The following is a 19,853-nucleotide window of genomic DNA, read 5'->3' on the forward strand; positions in this document are numbered from 1 at the left end:
CCTTTTACAGCCAATGTAGGGCAAGCAGTGCACAGGTTTTAGCCGACTACTTTACATATTAGGGTAGTTGGGTCCGCCACCGCCTTCTGGTGCTACCCAGGTAATATTTTGCGCTGGGTCTTTGATGTCGCAAGTTTTGCAGTGCACGCAGTTTTGGAAATTGATCTGAAAGCGTGGCTGGCCCGCGCTATCCTCTACCACTTCGTAAACACCGGCCGGGCAGTAGCGCTGCGCCGGTTCTGCGTATTTGGGCAGGTTTTCGCGGATCGGTAGCTCAGGATCGTCCAGGCGCAAATGACACGGCTGATCCTCTTCATGGTTGGTGTTCGACAGAAACACAGAGGTAGGCTTGTCGAAGGAGAGTTTGCCGTCCGGTTTGGGATAGTTAATCTTTTCAAACTCGGCTGCAGGCTTGAGGGCGCCATAGTCTGTGGTGGTGTCGTGGACGTTAGGCAGCTTGTTGCCCAGCAACTGGTGAGCAAAATTATATGCTCCACCGCCCACGGTGCCATATTTATGGATCGCGGGGCCGAAGCTGGCGCTCTCTTTAAGCTCTTGGTAGGCCCAGCTGGCTTCCCATTTCTGGGTAAAGCTCGTTAGCTCCTGGGCGCCTTCATCACCACCTTTGATCGCCTCAAATACGCTCTCCGCGGCAACCAAACCAGACTTCATGGCGGTGTGCAGGCCTTTGATCTTGGAAAAGTTGAGAGTGCCCGCATCGCAGCCAATCAATAGCCCGCCGGGGAAGGTCATTTTGGGTAGGCTGTTAAAGCCCCCCTTGGTAATCGCCCGGGCGCCATAAGCCACGCGCTTGCCCCCCTCCAGATACTGACTAAGTACCGGATGATGCTTCATACGCTGAAATTCGTCGAAGGGCGAGAGCCACGGGTTCTGGTAGCCCAGATCCATAATCAAACCCACCACCACCTGCTGGTTTTCCGCATGGTAAAGAAACCAGCCGCCGTGAGCGTTTTTATCTAATGGCCAGCCAGAACCATGCAACACAAGCCCAGGCTCATGCTTGTCGGCAGGCACATCCCACAGCTCTTTAAGGCCGATGCCGTAGTGTTGCGGGTCGCGTCCTGCATCCAGTGAGAAGTCTTTGATTAAGCGCTTGCCCAAATGCCCCCGCGAGCCTTCGGCAAACAGCGTGTATTTGGCGCGTAGTTCCATGCCCGGCATATGGCCATCTTTAGGGGTGCCATCTGCGGCAACACCCATGTCGCCAATCAGAATGCCGCGCACGGCGCCTTCTTCAATAATGACCTCTTGGGCGGCAAAGCCTGGGAAGATTTCTACGCCGAGGCCCTCTGCCTGTTCCGCCAGCCAGCGGCACAGATTGCCTGCACTGATTACATAGCGGGTAAGCTCGCCGCCGGTGTTATGCATGCTTTTAGGTACCAAGGCGTTGGGCACTTTCTGCGCTTTTTCGGCGTCTTTGAGCAAGAAAACGTCATCGCGAATCGCCGGGGTATTGAGCGGTGCGCCGCGCTCTTCCCAATCTGGAAACAGTTCCGCCAGTGCGCGAGGTTCAAAGACCGCGCCCGATAAAATATGTGCGCCAACTTCTGAGCCTTTCTCAACGACGCAAACCGTGAGCTCTTGCTCAGCCTCGTTGGCTTGCTGCATTAGTCGGCATGCGGCGGAAAGCCCGGATGGGCCCGCGCCGACAATGACGACATCAAAATCCATTACATCGCGTTCAACAGTTTCCACCCGGTTTCTCCTTATTCTCTTTAAGTGCCAGCGTTTACAAAGCTAATCTAAGGTTAACTCCAGGGAACTAGCTTATAAAAAGTCGGCCTTAATTTAAAACGGTCGTTTGCTTCTGGTTATGCCCCATGATAGGCATAATACCTGTGTCAGGTCACGCCTACGATGGTGAAAGGAGCATTTATTGACGGTATGCTTTGTTAACCCTCGTTCAGTGCTACGACTAAGGCCGTAGTGGATGATTAAGCATTAGGTATTGTCGCTTTGTGGCAGGCTATGGCAAATTGGGAGGGTTTTTCAATTGCGCACCTATCAAACGCTCGATTGAATTTTATGCATTGAATTTAAAAGCGCCGCCATTTTTTGTTGGCAGCGCCTGTATTGGGGCAGGCGAATCGCTGTTGAGCGATTGCCGGTAAGTCTTCAATACACCACACATCTTAAAAAGGGGTATCCGCTGGGCGGGTGCCGTCTCAGGGTAACGGCTTTACGACAAGCCAAGCGAGGAACCTATGAAAGTACTCGTCGCGGTGAAACGCGTCATCGACTATAACGTCAAAATCCGCGTTAAGGCGGATCATTCGGACGTCGATCTTACCAACGTCAAAATGGCCATGAACCCCTTCTGCGAAATTGCCGTGGAAGAGGCGGTACGCCTGAAAGAGAAGGGCGTGGCGACAGAAGTCGTCGCCGTCACGGTAGGGCCCAAAGCCGCCCAAGAGCAACTGCGTACGGCATTGGCGCTGGGGGCAGACCGCGCCATCCATATCGAAACCGACGAGCGCGCCGAATCTCTGGCCGTGGCCAAGCTGTTGGCCAAAGTGGTCGAAGAGGAGCAGCCGGGGTTGGTGGTGCTGGGCAAGCAGGCCATCGACACCGACAACAACCAGACCGGCCAAATGCTCGCCGCGCTGACCGGCCTGCCGCAAGGCACCTTTGCCTCGGAAGTTGCAGTGGACGGTGACAAGGTGCATGTGACCCGTGAAATCGACGGCGGCCTGCAGACTATTGCGCTGACGCTGCCAGCGATTGTCACCACCGACCTGCGCCTCAACGAGCCGCGCTACGCCAAGCTGCCCGACATCATGAAGGCCAAGAAAAAACCGCTGGATGTGAAAACCCCCGCCGACTACGGCGTCGAGGTCGCCTCCAAGGTCAGTCTGCTCAAAGTCGAGTCGCCCGCCGAGCGCAAAGGCGGCGTCAAAGTCGCCTCGGTAGACGAGCTGATCGACAAACTGAAAAACGAAGCCAAAGTTCTTTGAGATAAGCTCTTTAAGATAAGTGCTTTGAAAACCGTACTTTAAGAAAAGAGCTTTGAAAGGAGTTGATGCCATGAGCATTCTGGTACTTGCGGATCTACACGAAGGCCAGCTGGCCGGCGCCACCGCCCACGTCGTAGCGGCCGCCCAAGCCATCGGTGGCGATATTGACGTTCTGGTGGCCGGTGAAGGGGTTCAAGCCGCCGCCGAAGCCGCCGCCAAACTTGACGGTGTAAGCAAAGTCCGCGTCGCGGATAACGCCGTTTACGCCCACCAGCTGGCCGAGCCCATGGGCGCGCTGCTGGCCGAACTGGCCGATGGCTACACCCACGTGCTGGCCAGCGCCTCCACTACCGGCAAAAACGTGCTGCCACGTTTAGCCGCGCTAAAAGATGTTAGCCAGCTGTCGGACGTTATCGCCGTGGACAGCGCCGATACCTTTAAGCGTCCGATCTACGCCGGTAACGCCATTGCGACGGTGAAAAGCGACGATGTGCTCAAGGTCATCACCGTGCGTTCCACCGGCTTTGATGCGGTCGGCACCAGCGGCAGCGCGACGGTGGAAGCCGTCGACGTAGTGGTGGACAACAGCCAGTCCAGCTTTGTCAAAGAGGAGCTGGCGCAGTCAGATCGTCCCGAATTGGGCGGAGCCAAGGTGGTGATCTCCGGCGGCCGCGGCATGGGCAACGGCGAAAACTTCAAGCTGCTCGACGGCATTGCCGACAAGCTGGGGGCTGCCATTGGTGCTTCCCGGGCCGCGGTAGACGCAGGCTTTGTGCCCAACGATATGCAGGTTGGCCAGACCGGCAAGATCGTTGCCCCAGATCTGTATATCGCCGTGGGTATTTCCGGTGCCATTCAGCACCTGGCGGGCATGAAAGACTCCAAGGTGATCGTCGCGATCAATAAAGACGACGAAGCACCGATTTTCCAGGTGGCGGATTACGGCCTGGTGGGGGATCTGTTTGAGATCCTGCCGGAACTTGAGAGCAAGCTGTAAACAATACCGTGATTCAATAGCGGTGGGCCGACTTCGCCAGAAGTCGGCTTTTTTTTTGGCGGGTGTATTAGGTAAACTGGCAATAGTTGACTAAAGTACTGGGGCAAAAGGTAAGAAAAACCACCCCGGTGGTTGAAAAAGCTGCGGGCTGACCGCACATAGATAAGTGAAAGCAACGAAAGCCACTCAAGGAGATGATGATATGGCACATACACTACCCGAATTGCCGTACGCATATGACGCTCTCGAACCAAACATCGATGCGATGACGATGGAAATTCACCATTCTCGTCACCATCAAACCTACATCAACAACCTGAACGCCACGCTGGAAGGCACAGGTCTTGAAGATGTACCTGTCGAAGAGCTGGTCGCTAATCTGGATCGCGTTCCAGAAGCCAAGCGTCAAGCCGTTATCAATAACGGTGGCGGTCATGCCAACCACTCCATGTTTTGGCAAATGATGTCGCCTAACGGCGGTGGTAATCCCCAGGGTGATGTCGCAAAAGCGATTGACGCTGAGCTGGGTGGCCTGGAAGCCTTTAAAGAAGAATTCAAAAAAGCCGCCCTTGGCCGTTTCGGCAGTGGTTGGGCCTGGCTCTCCATTACTCCTGAAAAGAAATTGGTGGTAGAGAATACCCTGAACCAAGACAGCCCGTTGATGCACGGCAACACGCCGCTGCTCGGTCTGGATGTTTGGGAGCATGCCTACTACCTGAAGTATCAAAACAAGCGTCCTGACTACATTGCTGCGTTCTTTAACGTGGTTAACTGGGAAGACGTTGAGCGTCGTTATCAAGCTGCGATTAGCTAATATTGCTATGAGCCGCTAACTGCGCCGGTTCACGGCGCTGTTAAAAACCGTCCACTTTTTAGTGGGCGGTTTTTTATTGCCTGGGACAGTGTTTTAGGGGCAGGGTTGGGCATTAGCTGTCAATATCCTGTGGATGAAAAATACCACATATGCTTGAATTGATTTTTCATTGGTCTATATATAGTATGCGTCGTATCTTTTAGAGAGGGCAGGCACTAGATGTGCCCTACCCGAAAAATGCCGCTATGAAAAGGAAAATAGCCATGGAAATCCAAATTTATAGCAAGCCCGCTTGTGTTCAATGCACCGCGACTTACCGCGCGCTCGACAAGCAGGGGCTTGATTACACTGTTATCGATATTACCGCCGAATCCGGTGCCCAAGAAGAAGTCGAAGCTCTCGGCTATCGCCAGCTTCCTGTCGTAGTCGTCGGCGAGGATCACTGGTCGGGTTTCCGCCCAGACCGCATTCAAGCGCTGGCTTAAGTCATCCCAATGCTGGCAAGTTGCTCACCTTCACCTATCGCCGGCAGTTTGGTTTACTTCTCTACAAAATCAGGCAATACCCATCGATTTGTAGAAAAACTTGGTTTTGCCGCAAAGCGACTGCCGTTGAATCGAGATGAGCCTGTTCCACGAGTCACCCAGCCGTATATTTTAATTACCCCCACTTATGGTGGGGGAAGCGAGCAGGGTGCGGTGCCCAAGCAGGTGATCCATTTTCTTAACGACACACATAATCGAAGCCTCCTGCGGGGGGTGATTGCAGCGGGAAATACAAATTTTGGCGAAGCGTATGGCCTTGCTGGCCGCATTATTGCGAAAAAATGCCAAGTGCCGCTGCTGTATCGATTCGAATTATTTGGCACCGACGATGACGTGGCCAATGTCCGTCAAGGAGTAGAAGAGTTTTGGAAACGACAAACCTAGCCCTGAAAGACTCAGCGCCGAAAGACTCAGTCTCGAACGACGTATCCACTAAAAACGGTGAGGCCAAGCGGCCAGCGGCGAAGACAGAAGCTCGCACGCTGGACTATCACGCTCTTAACGCCATGCTCAACCTGTACGGTGCCAATGGCGAGCTGCAGCTGGATAAAGATCGCGAAGCGGCACGCCAGTACTTTTTGCAGCACGTTAACCAGAACACGGTGTTTTTCCACTCGTTAGAGGAGAAACTCGATTACCTGGTCGAAGAGCAGTATTACGAAGCCGAGATGCTGGCCCAGTACAGCTTCGCCTTTATCAAGGCGCTGTTCGAGCAGGCCTATGCATATAAGTTTCGCTTCCCTAGCTTTTTGGGCGCCTTTAAGTACTACACCAGCTACACGCTGAAGACGTTCGACGGCAAGCGCTATCTAGAGCGTTACGAAGACCGCGTCTGCATGGTCGCGCTAACCCTGGCGCGGGGCGACGAAACGCTGGCGAAGTCGCTGGTGGATGAAATCATTAGCGGCCGCTTTCAGCCGGCGACCCCCACCTTTTTGAACTGTGGCAAGCAGCAGCGCGGCGAGCTGGTGTCATGCTTCCTACTGCGTATCGAAGACAATATGGAGTCGATTGGCCGTTCGATTAACTCGGCCCTCCAGCTCTCCAAACGCGGCGGCGGCGTGGCGTTTCTGCTCAGTAATATTCGTGAGTCGGGTGCGCCCATCAAGCGTATTGAAAACCAGTCATCGGGCATCATCCCGATTATGAAACTGCTGGAAGACGCCTTCTCCTATGCTAACCAGCTGGGGGCTCGTCAGGGGGCAGGGGCGGTGTATCTTAACGCTCACCACCCGGATATCCTGCGCTTTTTGGATACCAAACGGGAAAATGCCGACGAGAAAATTCGTATCAAAACGCTCTCCCTGGGCGTGACGATTCCGGATATTACCTTTGAGCTTGCCAAGCGCAACGACGACATGTACCTGTTCTCGCCCTACGATGTAGAGCGTGTTTACGGCGTGCCGTTTGGCGACATCAGCGTTACCGAGAAGTACCAAGAGATGGTTGCGGATGCGCGCATTCGTAAGCATAAGATCAATGCACGGGCCTTCTTCCAAACTCTAGCCGAGCTGCAGTTCGAGTCGGGCTACCCGTACATCATGTTCGAAGACACGGTTAATCGCGCCAACCCGATTGCTGGCCGTATCAACATGAGCAACCTTTGCTCGGAAATTCTTCAGGTCAATACGCCTACCGAGTATGACGATGACCTGGGTTATCGCCAAATCGGTCAGGACATCTCCTGTAACCTGGGCTCCATGAACATTGCCAAGGTGATGGACGCAGGCGATATCGGTACCAGTGTGGAAATTGCTATTCGTGGTCTCACCGCTGTTTCTGAAATGAGTAACCTGCGCAGCGTGCCCTCTATTGCCGAAGGTAATGCCAAGTCGCGGGCGATTGGCTTGGGCCAGATGAACCTACACGGCTACCTGGCGCGGGAGCACATTTACTACGGCTCTGACGAAGGTTTGGATTTTACCAACCTCTACTTCTACTGCGTTGCCTTCCATGCGATCCGGGCGTCGAACCGTTTGGCGATTGAGCACAAAGAGTCGTTTGCGGGTTTTGCAGAATCTACCTACGCCTCGGGTACCTTCTTCGATAAGTACACCGACCAGGCGTGGCTGCCGCGCACCGATAAAGTACGCGGGCTTTTTGAGCGCAGCGGTATCGCGCTGCCGACCCAAGACGATTGGCAGGAGCTGAAAGCCTCGGTCATGGCCCACGGTTTGTATAACCGTAACCTGCAGGCGGTACCGCCGACGGGGTCGATCTCCTATATCAATAACTCCACCTCCAGTATTCACCCGGTGGCGGCGAGAATCGAGATTCGTAAAGAGGGCAAGTTGGGGCGTGTTTATTACCCGGCGCCTTTCCTGGATGAAGCTAATTTTGACTACTTCCAGGACGCCTACGAAATCGGCCCGGAAAAGATCATCGATACCTACGCGGAAGCCTCGCAGCACGTCGATCAGGGCTTATCGCTAACGCTGTTCTTCCCGGACACCGCAAGCACGCGCGATATCAATAAGGCGCAGATTTACGCCTGGCGCAAAGGCATCAAAACGCTTTACTACATTCGCCTGCGCCAGAGTGCGTTAGAAGGTACCGAGGTAGAAGGCTGCGTTTCCTGCACGCTGTAATGGTACTGATTTCTGTCGATACGCCTTGTATCTGTTATTGAGCATTCGTTTTTAAAACAAGCTTTTTATAACCAATTTTTATAAATAAGCTTTGCTAGCCCGGCTGTCACAGCCGGGCTTCGAGAGAGTGATATGAATACCATGCAACGTTTATCGCGGGTTGATGCGATTAACTGGAACCGGCTTCAAGACGATAAAGACCTGGAAGTGTGGAACCGCTTGACCAGTAATTTTTGGCTGCCCGAGAAGGTGCCACTGTCGAACGATATTCAGTCGTGGAATACGCTGACCGAGAAAGAAAAGCAGCTGACGATCCGCGTTTTCACGGGCCTGACACTGCTGGACACCATCCAAAGCAGCGTGGGTGCGCCGGTATTAATGGAAGATGCTCGCACTCCCCATGAAGAGGCGGTTTACACCAACATCGCCTTTATGGAATCAGTGCATGCGCGCTCCTACAGCTCGATTTTCTCGACGCTCTGCACCACTCGTGATGTGGATGATGCCTTTCGCTGGAGTGAAGAGAATCCCACGCTGCAGGCGAAATCTGAGCTGATTTTAGAGCGCTACCGCTCGGATGATCCGCTGATGCGCAAAGTCGCCAGCGTGTTCCTGGAGTCATTTCTGTTCTACTCCGGCTTCTACCTGCCGATGTACTGGTCAAGCCATGCCAAGTTGACCAACACCGCCGACCTTATTCGTCTAATCATTCGCGACGAAGCGGTACACGGCTACTACATCGGCTATAAATTCCAGCAGGCAATGGCGGAAGCGACGCCAGCGCGTCAGCAGGAAGTCAAAGATTACGCCTACGAGCTGCTGCTGGAGCTCTACGACAACGAAGTGCGCTACACCGAGTCACTGTATGACGAGGTAGGTCTAAGCGAAGATGTGAAAAAATTCCTTCACTACAACGCCAATAAAGCGCTGATGAATCTTGGCTTTGAGCCCCTATTCCCCAGCAGCGTCACCGATGTAGATCCAACCATCATGGCGGCGCTGTCACCCAACGCCGACGAGAACCACGATTTCTTCTCCGGCTCCGGCTCCTCCTACGTGATCGGCAAAGCCGTCGCCACCGAAGACGACGACTGGGCGTTTTAATGGCCGTATGAGTGGGTAGTAGATAAGCTGGTGGTATAGATAAAGGCGCATAAAGGAGGAGGTATGCCAGACAACCCCGCTAACGTATTGAAAATTGCCGCAGCAATGGTGAGCGATCCAGATGGTCGTTTGCTACTCGTGCGTAAGCACAATACGTCCTTCTTTATGCAGCCCGGCGGCAAGATCGATGCGGGTGAAACCGAGCTAGAGGCACTGTGCCGTGAGCTGAAAGAGGAGTTAGGCTTGAACGTGAATAGCGATCAGCTTTCGCCGTTAGGCATACACTCCGCTCCCGCTGCCAATGAGCCGGGCATGATGCTCGAAGCGCACCTGTTTAGCCTTGTTATTGATGAGCCTGTCGAGGCGGCAGCTGAAATTGCCGAGGCAAGATGGGTGACCCGTGAAGAGGCTTGGCTGCTTCCTCTAGCGCCGCTGACGAAAGAGTACGTAGTGGTAAATTAGTGTTGATTTCTCAGTAAGGCAACAGCGTTTAAGGCTGGCCATAATCCAGGCTAGGTATGCGCTAAGCGTCATTGATGTCCGATAACTTTAAACGTATTGAGTAATGCTTCGATTCCATTAGCACCGCTTGGCGATCTCTTCTGGAAAACCAATTGTCTGGTTGCGTTTAATTCTCCCGCAAGCGTATAAAAGAACATGCATTTGTGGAGAGTGGGGGCATGGCAGACATAATAAAGACTGCACGTAAGGCCAACTTAGATACAACACTATTGCGTACGCTGGTATCCATAAGCGATTGCGGTGGGTTTTCCGAAGCGGCGCAGGTCTTGCATCTAACTCAATCGGCTGTTTCTCACCATGTGCGTCGTCTTGAGGAACAGCTTGGTAATACTTTGTTCGCGACCCATGGGCGGCGAAGGCGCCTTACAGAGTCAGGTGAACTCTTTCTATGGTACGCGCGGCAAATTCTTGCCCTCAACGACGAAGCTTTCGATAAGCTCGGGCAGTATCGTGGAGTTGCAAAAGAGATTCGCTTGGGAGTGTCGGAATACTTTGCTCAAGACTACCTGCCGATCATGCTGGCCTCCTTGCCTCTTGAGCAAAAGGGAATTCGCATTATTCCTCAGCTAGGGCGCTCAACGGTACTGCAACATAAGCTCAATGATGGACAGCTTGATATGGTCATCGCTGTCGACATTCCCGAAACATCGCGTCCGAGTGTGCTAGAAAGCATACATGTGGCAGACCGGCGCCTTTCCTGGGTAGGAGCCCAACACTCTTTACTAGCATCCTGTAATGAGATTCCACTTGTTGCTTTTTCTCCCCCGTGCATACTACGAGACCTGCAAATCAACAGGCTCAAGCACAGTCAGCTGCAATGGCGCATAGCTTATGAGGCGCGTGATTTAGGCGATTTACTAGCAGCGGTCAAAGCGGGCCTGGGTGTGAGCGCTCTCCCTTTTATCCCGTCACTGTATGGGCTCGCCTCCCCGATAAATGAGCAACAACTCCCTTTGCTTCCGGATATTCGAATCAGCATTAAAATCGCTGCCAACGTCGAGTCCCACCAAGTAGAGTGGCTGATTCAGCTTATTCGTCGCTGCTGGGACTCTCCTGAACAACAGAAAGCAGGAGCTGCGCCTCTCCAAGTGCCATGCGCTATGTGATTGGGGCAAGGCGAAACGGCTAGCGGTTATTCAGATAAACCCCGCAAGCGGTGACTGCAAAGCCAATCATGGCTAACGGGTGAAGTGTTTCGCCAAGAATCACAAAGGCCATAAGGGCGGTCATGCCGGGTATTAGGTAGAAGAGGCTGGCCACTTTGCTTGCCTCGCCGCGACGAATCATGACGTATAGCACGCTGATGGCTCCAATCGAGTTCACAAGGCTCATCCAGCTTGTCGCGAATAAGAAAGTAGGCGTGACTTGGAAGTACAGGTCTTCAAGTATATGGGCTGCAACAAATGCAAAGGTTGCTGCGACACTCAGTTGAATGAATCCACCCGTACGTAGATCCATGCTTGTACAAAATTTCTTCTGGTAAAGCGTGCCCAGCGTGATACCAAGTAGGGCGAAGAGAATCGCGATATAGCCCCCGACCGTTGCCTCCCCAAAAGAGAACTTTTCCGAAACGACCAACACAACACCTGCTAGACCAATCAGAAGGCCCACCCATTGATGTTGCTTGATGCGTTCAGAAAGAAAAACACTGGCGCCAAGTGCAACGAAGATGGGCATTGTGCCGACAATGAGTGCCGAAACTCCCGCGCTCACACCGAGATTGATGCCGGTATAGAGCCCCGAAAATTGCATTGCTTGAATCAGCAGCCCGACAACCGCAATGTGGCCAACCTCCTTCCACGTTTTTGGCCACGGTGCGCGTGTTGCAACGGCGACCATAAGTAGAACCAGGGCGGCACTAGCGAAGCGCAGAAAGATCATGGTGTACGGGCCGACAAAGGGCAGGGCTGCTTTGCCAGCCACGTAGCCAGAGCTCCACATAACGATGAAAAGCAAAGGCAGCCCTAGGGCGGTCACGCCTGGGCGAAAACGAGGGATTGTGGTTGTATTTGAAGTCATTGGAATCTCTCCTTAGTGGGTTTGTTACCAAGGAAAGGCTAGTGAGATCCAATGATTATGAATAATGAAGATTTGGCCAGGGATACTTTACGAAACGTAATGGATGAGGAGCGGCAGAGGCGGATCATCGACCGCTAAGTGACCTACTGCGAGCGAGAGCGCGCCGATATTAATGTACGACGTCGTGATACGACTATTCATCTAGGTGGTAATAACGTGATGACCACGCTGCGGCTTCTATCGCTTCCTGTGATGCTTCTTCCAGTATTCTCACTGCCCGCACTGTTACTAACCTAGCCTCTCGCGCATCTGCTTTCGGGACTCTTCACGGCTCAGCAAGGTGGCATTGCCGCTTCTGGCTTTGAAGGCGCGCTGACTGATTTCTTCGTTCCAGGCTTGTTCAACGGAATTATCGCGTGGGTCGTTCAGGCTCATAATAAGCTCATGAGCCAGCGCTGCTCGCTCCGATCCTGAAAGTGGCGAAATCTGGGAGCGTAGCTGATTTAGGGTCTGTTAACGTTCTGCCTTGCCGTGAATAAAAACGGGCACCAGCGCGGCCGTGAGTGAAACGTCAACAGACCCTAGTGTTTCGGCAGTCATAGGGCATTTCCGAGTAACTATCTAATGGTGCTATCCCCATTCAGAGACCCTCGCAAGGTGGTCAGTGGGACGCCGGTCATGATGGAGGAGAGTGCTTCCAGCGGCAACGAAATCGACTGATTGTTAATGATAAATATTGTCATTTATTCTATTAGTGGTAGGCTATGACCCGTAAAAGATAAACGCAAATCGTTCTAATACCTAATTAGTTTCTAGTTGGGCGGTGCTCGCCGCCCGCTACTCAGTGACGGAGAGTCGACGTGCTGAACAGGCCTTTCTTTGCCTTGCGTGGATGGTGGCTAGCGGGAGTGCTGGCCAGTGGCACGCTGATGGCAAGTGCACAAGCAGTGGCTCAAGCGGCCGAAAGTGTCGAAGCCCAGCAAACCCAGGCAGCGCTTCAGGAGCAGATTGATGCTGCCGATGAACAGACCCGGGAGCAGTTGGAGGAGTTGCGCCGTTTGGAGCGCGAAACCCGCCAGTTGAAGGCTGATAACGCCTCTCTGTCCGGGCGCTTGGCGGAAGAGGCCGAGCGTCAGCAGCGTTTGGCGACGGCGCTGGATACGCTGGAAGAGACCCGCGCAGCGCTGCCCGTGATCGAACAGAATATGGCCGAGCAACTGAGCGGCTGGATTGAGCGTGACCTGCCGTTTCTACGTGAAGAGCGGTTGGCGCGGGTTGAGCGTCAGCCAGACGAGCAAGGTCAAAACACTATCGAGCGTATTAATGGACTGTTAGAGGCCTGGCGCGTTGAGCTCGATTATGGTCAGGAGATGGACAGCTGGCGGGGGCGTTTAAGTCAGGATGGTCGCGAACGCGAAGTGGATTTCTTGCGCATCGGGCGTATCGGCTTTTATTACCTAACCCCCGATGGCCGTGAGGGGGGTGTTTGGAGTGCTGAGAACGGCGCATGGCAGCCGCTGGATGACGAGTACCTGCGTGAAGTGCGCAGTGGGCTGCGTATGGCGGAAGATCAGCGCGCCCCTGATCTATTAACCTTGCCGCTCTCGATCAGTGCCAATGACCTGCAGGGAGAGCAACCATGAGTCGACTAACACTCCGTCAACTTGGCTATGTCTGTGTTGTATTGGGACTGGTAGCGGTAAGTGGTATATCAATGGCGCAAACCGAAAGCGCTACTTCTCTGCGTGAAGCCCGTGAGGCTGCTGAAGCGCGAGACCAGCAGCGGCTAATGAGCTTTCTGGATGACCAGCAGGCGCTAGAGTCCGCGCTGGAGCAGGCGCGCGCAGAGCACGAAGATGTCCAGCAGCAGCATGAAGCACTACAGGCGCAGCAGGCAGAGCAAACAGATCAAGCCAGCGAGCTGAGCGAGCGCCAGGCAGAGCAGGGCGAAGCGCTCTCGAGTCTGCTGGCCAATCTTGCCCGACATAGCTCAGAGATTCGCAACACGCTTGGCGAACAGAGTCTGCTAACCCTTGAGGAGGGCTCGCTGCCGCCGCGGTTGGATGAAGTGGAAGTGCTTGAGCGCCATCAGTTGGAAAACGTGGTGGATCGCTTGGCAACGCTAACCGCGCGCACCGGCCGTGCCGAACGGCTTTCAATGCCAGTAGCCGATGCTAACGGCGAGGTGGCCGCCCGCGAGTTGGTGCGGTTGGGCGATTTTGCGGCCTTTACCGAGAACGAGCTTTTAGAGCGCGGTGAAAATGACGGCAACCTAGTGGTTCTGCCGCGTACCCCCGATGCCATTGGCGGGGTACTGGCGGATTACTATCCAGGCGAGAGCAGCGTCTTTGCCATTGATCCTACCCAGGGCAGCGTGCTGGAGGCCTTGGCCCAGCAACCCAGTCTATGGGAGCGTTTCCAGCAGGGCGGCTATGTCGGCTACGTTGTCGTGGCGCTGGGTATTCTGGGTATGATCATCGGTCTGGGGCAGTATCTCTATCTAGTGCTGGTTAGCCTGCGCGTAAAGCGTCAGCGGCAATCCCTCGATCAGTTGCGGGACAATAACCCGTTGGGGCGGGTGCTACTGCGCTTTGAAGGCATGGATAAACATCAAACTCCGGAGGCGCTGGAAGCGCGGTTGGATGAAGCGGTGTTGGCCGAGTTGCCCAGGTTGGAACGCAGCCAGCCGATGGTGAAGCTGCTTGCCGCGATAGCACCGTTGCTCGGCCTGCTGGGCACGGTAACCGGCATGATCGTGACTTTCCAGGCGATTACCGTGTTTGGCACCGGCGACCCGCAACTTATGGCGGGCGGCATCAGTCAGGCACTAGTGACCACCGTACTAGGTCTAATTACCGCCGTACCGCTGTTGTTTGTACAGACCGCTTTGGCAGGCCGCAGCCGTTACTTGACCCACGTGATTGAAGGGCAGGCGAGCGCGACACTGGCAGATCATCTGGAATCTCACACGCCCGTGGTGAATTAACATGTCCACTCTTCCTCTCTGGCTCGAACCCGTTGAGCGCTTAGTAGAGGCGGGTGGCGCGGTACTGGTGGTTTTGGCCGTCGTGGCCATACTGGTGTTTGCCATGGCTATGGAGCGCTGGTGGTACTACCGGATTACTTGGCGTATAGCACGCCGTCAACTGTTACGCCGCTGGGCGGCACGTAGTGACCACTCCAGTTGGAGTGCCCGGACACTGCGTCAGGTGTGGGCCGAGGCGCTGGTCGCCAGGCTGCGCAAACCCTTGCCATGGTTAAAACTGTTAGTCGCGCTATGTCCGTTACTAGGCTTGTTAGGCACCGTGACGGGCATGATTAGCGTGTTCGATAGCCTTTCGCTGAGCGAGACCCATCAAGCCCGCGCTATGGCAGATGGGGTTGCCCGGGCGACACTGCCGACCTTGACCGGCATGGCCATTGCCGTAGTAGGGCTGTTATTTATTAGTCGTTTAGAGCACGTCATCCGTCGCGAAGACCAGCGGCTGCATGATCGCCTGGCGCGGGCACTGGAGGAGAGTGATGCGTAGACGTCGTTCCATAGATGCGACTGCTGAGAGCAACGAGGTGAATCTTACCCCGATGCTTGACGTGGTATTTATCATGCTGATTTTCTTTATTGTGACTACCAGCTTTGTCAAAGAGAGCGGTGTCGAGATTGAGCGGCCGGAATCCAGCGCCGCCACCCCGCGCCCGGATGCCCAGGTGCTCGTGGCGATTTCCCCCGAGGGTGCAGTGTGGGTAGATGGCAGTCCCGTGGATGCCCATCGGGTCGGCCAGCAGGTAGCCGATATGCTAAGTGATGATGGCTCGGTGGTTATTCAGGCGGATCGCGAATCCACCACGGGCTTGCTGATCGAGGTGATGGATCGCCTACGTGAGGCGGGCGTTGACCAAGTGGCGGTGGCGGCGAGTCGGAGTGGGTCATGATGCGCCACCTGCTGTCATTATTGGGAGGCGTCGTGCTGGCGGTGGGCTTGTTCTGGCTACTTGCCCAGCTAGTGGCTCCCCCTGAGCGGGAGCCCGAAGAGCTGACCATGAGCATGGCGATGACCATGATTGAAGCGCCGGAGGTGGCCCCTGAGCAGGAGGCGCCCACGCCTCAGCCTGTTGAAGCGGCACCCCAGCAAACGCCGCCGCCCATGCCTGCACCCGAGCCGCCCCCGGTAACGGAAAGCACTATTAGTCTGCCTGAAGTGGAGCTGCCAGATGAGCCCGTCGAGCCGGTTGAAATGGACAGCGAACTCCCGGAGCTAACGGAAGTTAAACCGGAACCCCGGCCCGAACCTACTTCTGAGCCGAGACCAGAGCCGACCCCGCAACAGCAACCTGTTGAGGCAGCTCCTAGAGCAGCCCCTGCATCAGTGGATTCTGCACCCGCCGTGCGCGAAGCTGCCCCGGAAGCTCAACCAGCGCCCTCTAATGAGCCGGTGAATGTGGGTCAGGTGACACCGACGAACCAAGTTGGTCCAAATTACCCGCCCCGTGCCCAGCGCCGAGGTATGGAAGGCTTTGTAGAGGTGGCTTTTACGATTCGGCGTGATGGCAGTGTCGACAGCTCTTCTATACGGGTTACCAGCGCGCAGCCGCGTCGGGTGTTTGATGATGCCGCGCGGGAGGCAATTGCCAAGTGGCAATTTGAACCCAGTGATCGGTTACGCAATGCCACCCAGCGGATCGAGTTTGAGTTGAGGTAGCCGTATGAAGCGTCTTTTATGCATTCTATTACTCAGTGTTTGGCCTCTTTCGTCACAGGCCAGCCCTGCGCTACAAGGTGATGTGATTGCTGACCTCAATGCGCTGCAAAGCCAGTTAAAAGAGGGCGCGTTGCCTCAGGTCGTTGAGCGGGCAACGGCCCAGGCTGAGCGGTTGGCATCCGGCAACCAATCGGATCAGTGGGCCAGTGCGCTCTATCAGCAGTTGGCGGCAGGTGCCTTGGCGCGTCAGGATCAGCACGCTGCGGCAGCGGATCGGCTGGCGATTGCCCGTGGCTTAAACGGTGTCGATAGTGACCAAGCAGCCCGTTGGCTACGTGATGAGGCCTCACTGCGCCGTGCTGCCGGTCAGCGTGATCAAGCCATTGAGTTACTCAGTGAGTGGTTAGCCAATCAACAGGATATTGACACTACCTGGCAGTTAATCCGCCTGCTGGCGCAACAGGAGCGTTGGCAAGACGCTGCCGACTGGCTAGAGCAGGCGCTTAATGAGACGCCAGAGTTAAGCGAAGCACAGCAGACTCTGGCGCTTGCTGTGTATCGCAATGCAGGGCAAGGCGATCAGGCATTGGGCTGGCTGCTGGATGGCTTGAATGCGCAAAGCGACGCCGCCGATTGGCGCCAAGCCGCCGGGCTTGCTCAACAGGCTGGTCAGTCAGGGGTAGCCGCTGCCCTGTGGGAGACGGCGTGGCAATTAGGTAAGTTGACCGAGCAGGAAGATTTCTGGCTGTTGATTCAACTTCATCTCGCCGGCGGAACCCCTGCTAGAGCGGCAGAGCACCTAGAGCGGGCGCTGAATGAGGGCGATATAGTTCGCGATGAGTCCCATCTGCGTTTGCTTGCTAACGCTTGGCGGCAGGCTAAAGACGTTGAGAAGGCCCTGAATGCCTGGCACACCTTAGCGCTGCATACGCAAGCTGCCGCCGACTGGCGGGCTTATGGCCAACTCGCTTATGCCTGGGGTGAGGATGGGCAAGCGAAACAAGCTTTTGCCCGCGCCTCGTCGCTAGGTGACGATGAGGCGGAGCAATGGCTGACCAGCTTTGGCTAGAAAAGACTACGTAGAAAACTACGCCTTAAGCGTGAGAGCGAAGTCGCTCCAGGTAGGCGCGTGATCAGAGGGGCGTTCCATGCCGCGCAGGTCATAGTCGATGCCAGCGGCAGTAACCTGATCGGCTAGCGCCTTGGTGACTAGAATATAGTCGATACGCAGGCCGCGCTTGGGCTCCTGGTTAAACCCTTTTGAGCGGTAATCAAACCAGCTAAAACGATCATCGCTTTGTGGATAGCAGAGGCGATAGCTGTCGGTAAGTCCCCAGGCTTTAATGCCTTCGAGCCATTCGCGCTCAACGGGCTGAAAGCTGGTTTTGCCTTCGCGCAGCCAGCGCTTGCGGTTAGCGTCGCCAATGCCAATGTCCTGATCTTCCGGCGAGATATTAAAGTCGCCCATGATCGCTAGCCGCTCGTCGGGACGGTGCTGTTCGTTGAGCAATCGCGCTAGTTGGCCATAAAAGCGCTCTTTATGGGGGAATTTGGTCGGGTGAGTAACGTTTTCGCCCTGAGGAAAATAACCGTTCCATACTGTCACGGCTTCTCCGTCCTCGGCGATCAGACGAACGCCGATCATGCGTCGCTGAGCGTCTTCCTCATCATCGGGGAAACCGTAAAAAATCTCTTCGGGCGCCTGACGGCACATTAAAGCGACGCCGTAATGGCCTTTTTGGCCGTGATAAAAAACGTGGTAGCCCATGGCTTCCACGTCGGCAAGCGGGAACTCGCTGTCCTGTACCTTGGTTTCCTGCAGCCCAATTACGTCCGGCTGCTGAGTGTCGATCAACGCCTGTAACTGGTGAAGTCGTGCTCGAATGCCATTAATGTTGAACGAGACCAAGCGCATTACGAGTCGTCCCCCTTAGGTTTGCTAGCGTCGCTGCTCGATTTGTCAGGGTGTATAGCAATATCCTGCCCGCTCTGCTGGCGAGCGAGTTTTCTCACCGCCTGCAGTTTGCGCTGCTGCTGCTTTTTCGCTACAAAACGGCGCGAAGGGGCCACTTGGTCGGGATTGTCGTGGCGCCATTTTTTATAATCTTTCCGCCGGCCGGTACGGATTGTCACCTTATCGGCCAGTGAACGAGTTTTTTTCTTACGCGTCATGTCGCGCTCCTTACGTCGATTTGACGGCTATTCTAACAGGCCTTGGGACTCCTTCGACAGCAGGACGCGCTCTTATCGCCAAGCCCTGGTACAATGCGCACTTCGTGATGCCAACTTCCACAGCAATGGACAGATAGACAGCCTATGAGCGAGTCGGAACAGACCACAGCCCCGGCCCAGAATCGCAAGCCAAAACGTCGCCGCCGTAAACCGCGTCGTCGCCAGTCGAACTGGGATCTTCGTCAGTTTCAGGTGCCCGCCGTGGCCGGTAAGTGGCGCTTTCATGACTTTGATCTGCCGCTGCCCTTAATGCGCGCTATTCATGCCCAGGGGTTTGAGTACTGCACACCTATTCAAGCGGAGGCCCTGCGCCAGACGCTATTAGGTGGCGACATTGTCGGCAAAGCGCAAACGGGAACCGGAAAAACCGCAGCCTTTTTGATCTCTGTGATGGCCTACTTCCTGGAAGAGCCAACACCCAATGGTCAAAAGCCGGGGGCTCCGCGAGCCTTGATTATTGCGCCCACCCGCGAGCTGGCACTGCAGATTGAAAAGGATGCTAAAGCGTTAGCGCGTTTCACGCAGCTCAATGTGGCGAGTGTGGTCGGCGGTATGGACTACCAAAAACAGCGTGACAGCCTGGGCAGCAAGATCGATATTCTGGTGGCAACACCTGGTCGTCTGTTGGATTTCCATCAGAAGCGCGATATCGACCTCAATGAAGTCGAAGTTTTGGTGTTAGATGAAGCCGACCGCATGTTGTCGATGGGCTTTATCCCCGATGTGAAGCGGATTATTCGCTACACGCCGAAAAAAGAGGAGCGCCAGACCTTCCTCTTCTCGGCCACCTTTACCGACGACATCTTGAATCTCGCCAGTCAATGGACGCTTGATCCTGCCCACGTTGAGATCGAAGTCACCGTTGAGAATCAGGCGGACATCGATCAGCGGGTGTATTTGGTGTCTGATGACGACAAGCAGCGCTTGCTGGTTAATTTGCTTCAGCAAGAGAGCTTTGAGCGTGTGATGGTCTTTGGTAACCGTCGCGATTTAGTTCGCAAGCTTGACGATCTGCTCAAAAAAGCCGGTGTCAGTGCGGCGATGCTGTCGGGCGATGTGCCTCAGAATCAGCGTATTAAAACCCTGGAAAGCTTCCGCGAAGGCGAGATTCAGGTATTGGTCGCCACTGACGTTGCAGGCCGTGGGATCCATATTGAAGACGTTAGTCACGTCATCAACTACACCCTGCCGGAAGATCCGGAAGACTACGTACACCGTATCGGTCGTACCGGTCGCGCTGGTGCTAAGGGTGTGTCGATTAGCTTCGTCGGTGAAGAGGATGCCTTCTCGCTGCCGGAAATCGAACGCTATATCAACGACAAGCTGCCCTGCGTGCATCCGCCGGAAGGTATGCTCTAAG

General features: G+C 55.0%; 21 protein-coding genes. 16 read left to right on the forward strand and 5 right to left on the reverse strand.

All coding sequences use genetic code 11. The features are described from left to right. Positions 1–51 precede the first annotated feature (51 nt). The gene (locus tag HALTITAN_RS04835) at positions 52–1,716 is read right to left on the reverse strand and encodes an electron transfer flavoprotein-ubiquinone oxidoreductase (protein ID WP_009286425.1); all 1,665 of its coding nucleotides are present in this window, start codon (positions 1,714–1,716) and stop codon (positions 52–54) included. A 509-nt stretch (positions 1,717–2,225) separates the two neighbouring features. On the opposite strand from HALTITAN_RS04835, the gene HALTITAN_RS04840 reads away from it, so the two are divergent. From HALTITAN_RS04840 to HALTITAN_RS04880, 9 genes are all read left to right on the forward strand, one after another. After that, positions 2,226–2,975 (forward strand): electron transfer flavoprotein subunit beta/FixA family protein, encoded by a 750-nt coding sequence (locus HALTITAN_RS04840; RefSeq protein ID WP_039858181.1) that lies wholly within the window; start codon positions 2,226–2,228, stop codon positions 2,973–2,975. 70 nt (positions 2,976–3,045) lie between these two features. Further along, positions 3,046–3,972 (forward strand): electron transfer flavoprotein subunit alpha/FixB family protein, encoded by a 927-nt coding sequence (locus tag HALTITAN_RS04845; protein WP_039858185.1) that lies wholly within the window; start codon positions 3,046–3,048, stop codon positions 3,970–3,972. A 202-nt stretch (positions 3,973–4,174) separates the two neighbouring features. After that, on the forward strand, positions 4,175–4,786 hold the full coding sequence (locus HALTITAN_RS04850) for a superoxide dismutase (protein ID WP_022523859.1): 612 nt from the start codon (positions 4,175–4,177) through the stop codon (positions 4,784–4,786). Between the two features lie 263 nt (positions 4,787–5,049). Next, entirely contained in the window at positions 5,050–5,271 is a 222-nt protein-coding gene (nrdH, locus tag HALTITAN_RS04855) for a glutaredoxin-like protein NrdH (RefSeq protein ID WP_008956787.1), read from the forward strand. A 9-nt stretch (positions 5,272–5,280) separates the two neighbouring features. Then, positions 5,281–5,715: a class Ib ribonucleoside-diphosphate reductase assembly flavoprotein NrdI gene (gene nrdI, locus HALTITAN_RS04860; RefSeq protein ID WP_009286427.1), complete on the forward strand. Its 435-nt coding sequence runs from the start codon at positions 5,281–5,283 to the stop codon at positions 5,713–5,715. Continuing rightward, complete coding sequence (nrdE, locus tag HALTITAN_RS04865) at positions 5,697–7,919, forward strand: class 1b ribonucleoside-diphosphate reductase subunit alpha (RefSeq protein ID WP_009286428.1); 2,223 nt, start codon at positions 5,697–5,699, stop codon at positions 7,917–7,919. Before nrdI ends, nrdE begins: the two co-directional genes overlap by 19 nt. 132 nt (positions 7,920–8,051) lie before the next feature. Continuing rightward, a complete protein-coding gene (nrdF, locus tag HALTITAN_RS04870; protein WP_009286429.1) occupies positions 8,052–9,023 on the forward strand; it encodes a class 1b ribonucleoside-diphosphate reductase subunit beta in 972 nt (323 codons plus the stop codon). A gap of 63 nt (positions 9,024–9,086) precedes the next feature. Next, complete coding sequence (locus HALTITAN_RS04875; protein WP_039858189.1) at positions 9,087–9,485, forward strand: NUDIX hydrolase; 399 nt, start codon at positions 9,087–9,089, stop codon at positions 9,483–9,485. Between the two features lie 218 nt (positions 9,486–9,703). Beyond that, positions 9,704–10,651 carry a LysR substrate-binding domain-containing protein gene (locus HALTITAN_RS04880; protein WP_039858192.1) on the forward strand — a complete coding sequence of 316 codons (948 nt, stop codon included), beginning with the start codon at positions 9,704–9,706 and terminating at the stop codon, positions 10,649–10,651. 19 nt (positions 10,652–10,670) lie between these two features. Here the strand turns inward: HALTITAN_RS04880 and HALTITAN_RS04885 are convergent, their stop codons facing one another. Then, positions 10,671–11,564 (reverse strand): DMT family transporter, encoded by an 894-nt coding sequence (locus HALTITAN_RS04885; RefSeq protein WP_009286431.1) that lies wholly within the window; start codon positions 11,562–11,564, stop codon positions 10,671–10,673. Positions 11,565–11,852: 288 nt separating this feature from the next. After that, entirely contained in the window at positions 11,853–12,050 is a 198-nt protein-coding gene (locus tag HALTITAN_RS04890; protein ID WP_051051870.1) for an addiction module protein, read from the reverse strand. A gap of 374 nt (positions 12,051–12,424) precedes the next feature. Here HALTITAN_RS04890 and HALTITAN_RS04895 point away from each other — a divergent pair, with 374 nt between their 5' ends. From HALTITAN_RS04895 to HALTITAN_RS04920, 6 genes are read left to right on the forward strand one after another with little or no spacing between them, the layout of a single operon-like run. Continuing rightward, positions 12,425–13,207, forward strand: a complete 783-nt coding sequence (locus HALTITAN_RS04895; RefSeq protein WP_009286432.1) for a DUF3450 domain-containing protein — start codon at positions 12,425–12,427, stop codon at positions 13,205–13,207. After that, positions 13,204–14,550 carry a MotA/TolQ/ExbB proton channel family protein gene (locus HALTITAN_RS04900; RefSeq protein ID WP_039858195.1) on the forward strand — a complete coding sequence of 449 codons (1,347 nt, stop codon included), beginning with the start codon at positions 13,204–13,206 and terminating at the stop codon, positions 14,548–14,550. The genes HALTITAN_RS04895 and HALTITAN_RS04900 overlap by 4 nt, the downstream gene beginning before the upstream one ends. Before the next feature lies 1 nt (position 14,551). Next, the gene (locus HALTITAN_RS04905) at positions 14,552–15,094 is read left to right on the forward strand and encodes a MotA/TolQ/ExbB proton channel family protein (RefSeq protein WP_039858198.1); all 543 of its coding nucleotides are present in this window, start codon (positions 14,552–14,554) and stop codon (positions 15,092–15,094) included. After that, positions 15,087–15,494 carry an ExbD/TolR family protein gene (locus HALTITAN_RS04910; RefSeq protein ID WP_022523852.1) on the forward strand — a complete coding sequence of 136 codons (408 nt, stop codon included), beginning with the start codon at positions 15,087–15,089 and terminating at the stop codon, positions 15,492–15,494. The genes HALTITAN_RS04905 and HALTITAN_RS04910 overlap by 8 nt, the downstream gene beginning before the upstream one ends. After that, a complete protein-coding gene (locus HALTITAN_RS04915) occupies positions 15,491–16,261 on the forward strand; it encodes a TonB family protein (protein WP_027959125.1) in 771 nt (256 codons plus the stop codon). Before HALTITAN_RS04910 ends, HALTITAN_RS04915 begins: the two co-directional genes overlap by 4 nt. A 4-nt stretch (positions 16,262–16,265) precedes the next feature. Then, the gene (locus tag HALTITAN_RS04920) at positions 16,266–17,330 is read left to right on the forward strand and encodes a tetratricopeptide repeat protein (protein ID WP_009286433.1); all 1,065 of its coding nucleotides are present in this window, start codon (positions 16,266–16,268) and stop codon (positions 17,328–17,330) included. Positions 17,331–17,348: 18 nt separating this feature from the next. Here HALTITAN_RS04920 and xthA read toward each other — a convergent pair whose 3' ends face one another. Together xthA and HALTITAN_RS04930 are read right to left on the reverse strand one after the other, a co-directional pair. Next, positions 17,349–18,176 carry an exodeoxyribonuclease III gene (xthA, locus tag HALTITAN_RS04925; RefSeq protein WP_009286434.1) on the reverse strand — a complete coding sequence of 276 codons (828 nt, stop codon included), beginning with the start codon at positions 18,174–18,176 and terminating at the stop codon, positions 17,349–17,351. Beyond that, the gene (locus HALTITAN_RS04930) at positions 18,176–18,433 is read right to left on the reverse strand and encodes a hypothetical protein (RefSeq protein ID WP_022523848.1); all 258 of its coding nucleotides are present in this window, start codon (positions 18,431–18,433) and stop codon (positions 18,176–18,178) included. The genes xthA and HALTITAN_RS04930 overlap by 1 nt, the downstream gene beginning before the upstream one ends. A 144-nt stretch (positions 18,434–18,577) precedes the next feature. On the opposite strand from HALTITAN_RS04930, the gene rhlB reads away from it, so the two are divergent. Then, positions 18,578–19,852, forward strand: coding sequence for an ATP-dependent RNA helicase RhlB (gene rhlB / locus HALTITAN_RS04935; RefSeq protein WP_022523847.1), 1,275 nt, complete (start codon positions 18,578–18,580; stop codon positions 19,850–19,852). The last annotated feature ends 1 nt before the right edge of the window (position 19,853 follow it).

It is taken from the genome of Vreelandella titanicae BH1 (assembly GCF_000336575.1).
Lineage (GTDB): Bacteria > Pseudomonadota > Gammaproteobacteria > Pseudomonadales > Halomonadaceae > Vreelandella > Vreelandella titanicae.

Excerpts from the sequence above, each read along its gene's own strand:
- HALTITAN_RS04885 (WP_009286431.1), bottom strand. The coding sequence starts at position 11,564 with ATGACTTCAAATACAACCACAATCCCTCGTTTTCGCCCAGGCGTGACC.
- HALTITAN_RS04875 (WP_039858189.1), top strand. The coding sequence starts at position 9,087 with ATGCCAGACAACCCCGCTAACGTATTGAAAATTGCCGCAGCAATGGTG.
- HALTITAN_RS04900 (WP_039858195.1), top strand. The coding sequence starts at position 13,204 with ATGAGTCGACTAACACTCCGTCAACTTGGCTATGTCTGTGTTGTATTG.
- HALTITAN_RS04880 (WP_039858192.1), top strand. The coding sequence starts at position 9,704 with ATGGCAGACATAATAAAGACTGCACGTAAGGCCAACTTAGATACAACA.
- HALTITAN_RS04915 (WP_027959125.1), top strand. The coding sequence starts at position 15,491 with ATGATGCGCCACCTGCTGTCATTATTGGGAGGCGTCGTGCTGGCGGTG.
- HALTITAN_RS04905 (WP_039858198.1), top strand. The coding sequence starts at position 14,552 with ATGTCCACTCTTCCTCTCTGGCTCGAACCCGTTGAGCGCTTAGTAGAG.
- xthA (WP_009286434.1), bottom strand. The coding sequence starts at position 18,176 with ATGCGCTTGGTCTCGTTCAACATTAATGGCATTCGAGCACGACTTCAC.
- nrdI (WP_009286427.1), top strand. The coding sequence starts at position 5,281 with ATGCTGGCAAGTTGCTCACCTTCACCTATCGCCGGCAGTTTGGTTTAC.
- nrdF (WP_009286429.1), top strand. The coding sequence starts at position 8,052 with ATGAATACCATGCAACGTTTATCGCGGGTTGATGCGATTAACTGGAAC.
- HALTITAN_RS04910 (WP_022523852.1), top strand. The coding sequence starts at position 15,087 with ATGCGTAGACGTCGTTCCATAGATGCGACTGCTGAGAGCAACGAGGTG.
- nrdH (WP_008956787.1), top strand. The coding sequence starts at position 5,050 with ATGGAAATCCAAATTTATAGCAAGCCCGCTTGTGTTCAATGCACCGCG.
- HALTITAN_RS04920 (WP_009286433.1), top strand. The coding sequence starts at position 16,266 with ATGAAGCGTCTTTTATGCATTCTATTACTCAGTGTTTGGCCTCTTTCG.
- HALTITAN_RS04850 (WP_022523859.1), top strand. The coding sequence starts at position 4,175 with ATGGCACATACACTACCCGAATTGCCGTACGCATATGACGCTCTCGAA.
- HALTITAN_RS04845 (WP_039858185.1), top strand. The coding sequence starts at position 3,046 with ATGAGCATTCTGGTACTTGCGGATCTACACGAAGGCCAGCTGGCCGGC.
- HALTITAN_RS04840 (WP_039858181.1), top strand. The coding sequence starts at position 2,226 with ATGAAAGTACTCGTCGCGGTGAAACGCGTCATCGACTATAACGTCAAA.
- HALTITAN_RS04930 (WP_022523848.1), bottom strand. The coding sequence starts at position 18,433 with ATGACGCGTAAGAAAAAAACTCGTTCACTGGCCGATAAGGTGACAATC.
- rhlB (WP_022523847.1), top strand. The coding sequence starts at position 18,578 with ATGAGCGAGTCGGAACAGACCACAGCCCCGGCCCAGAATCGCAAGCCA.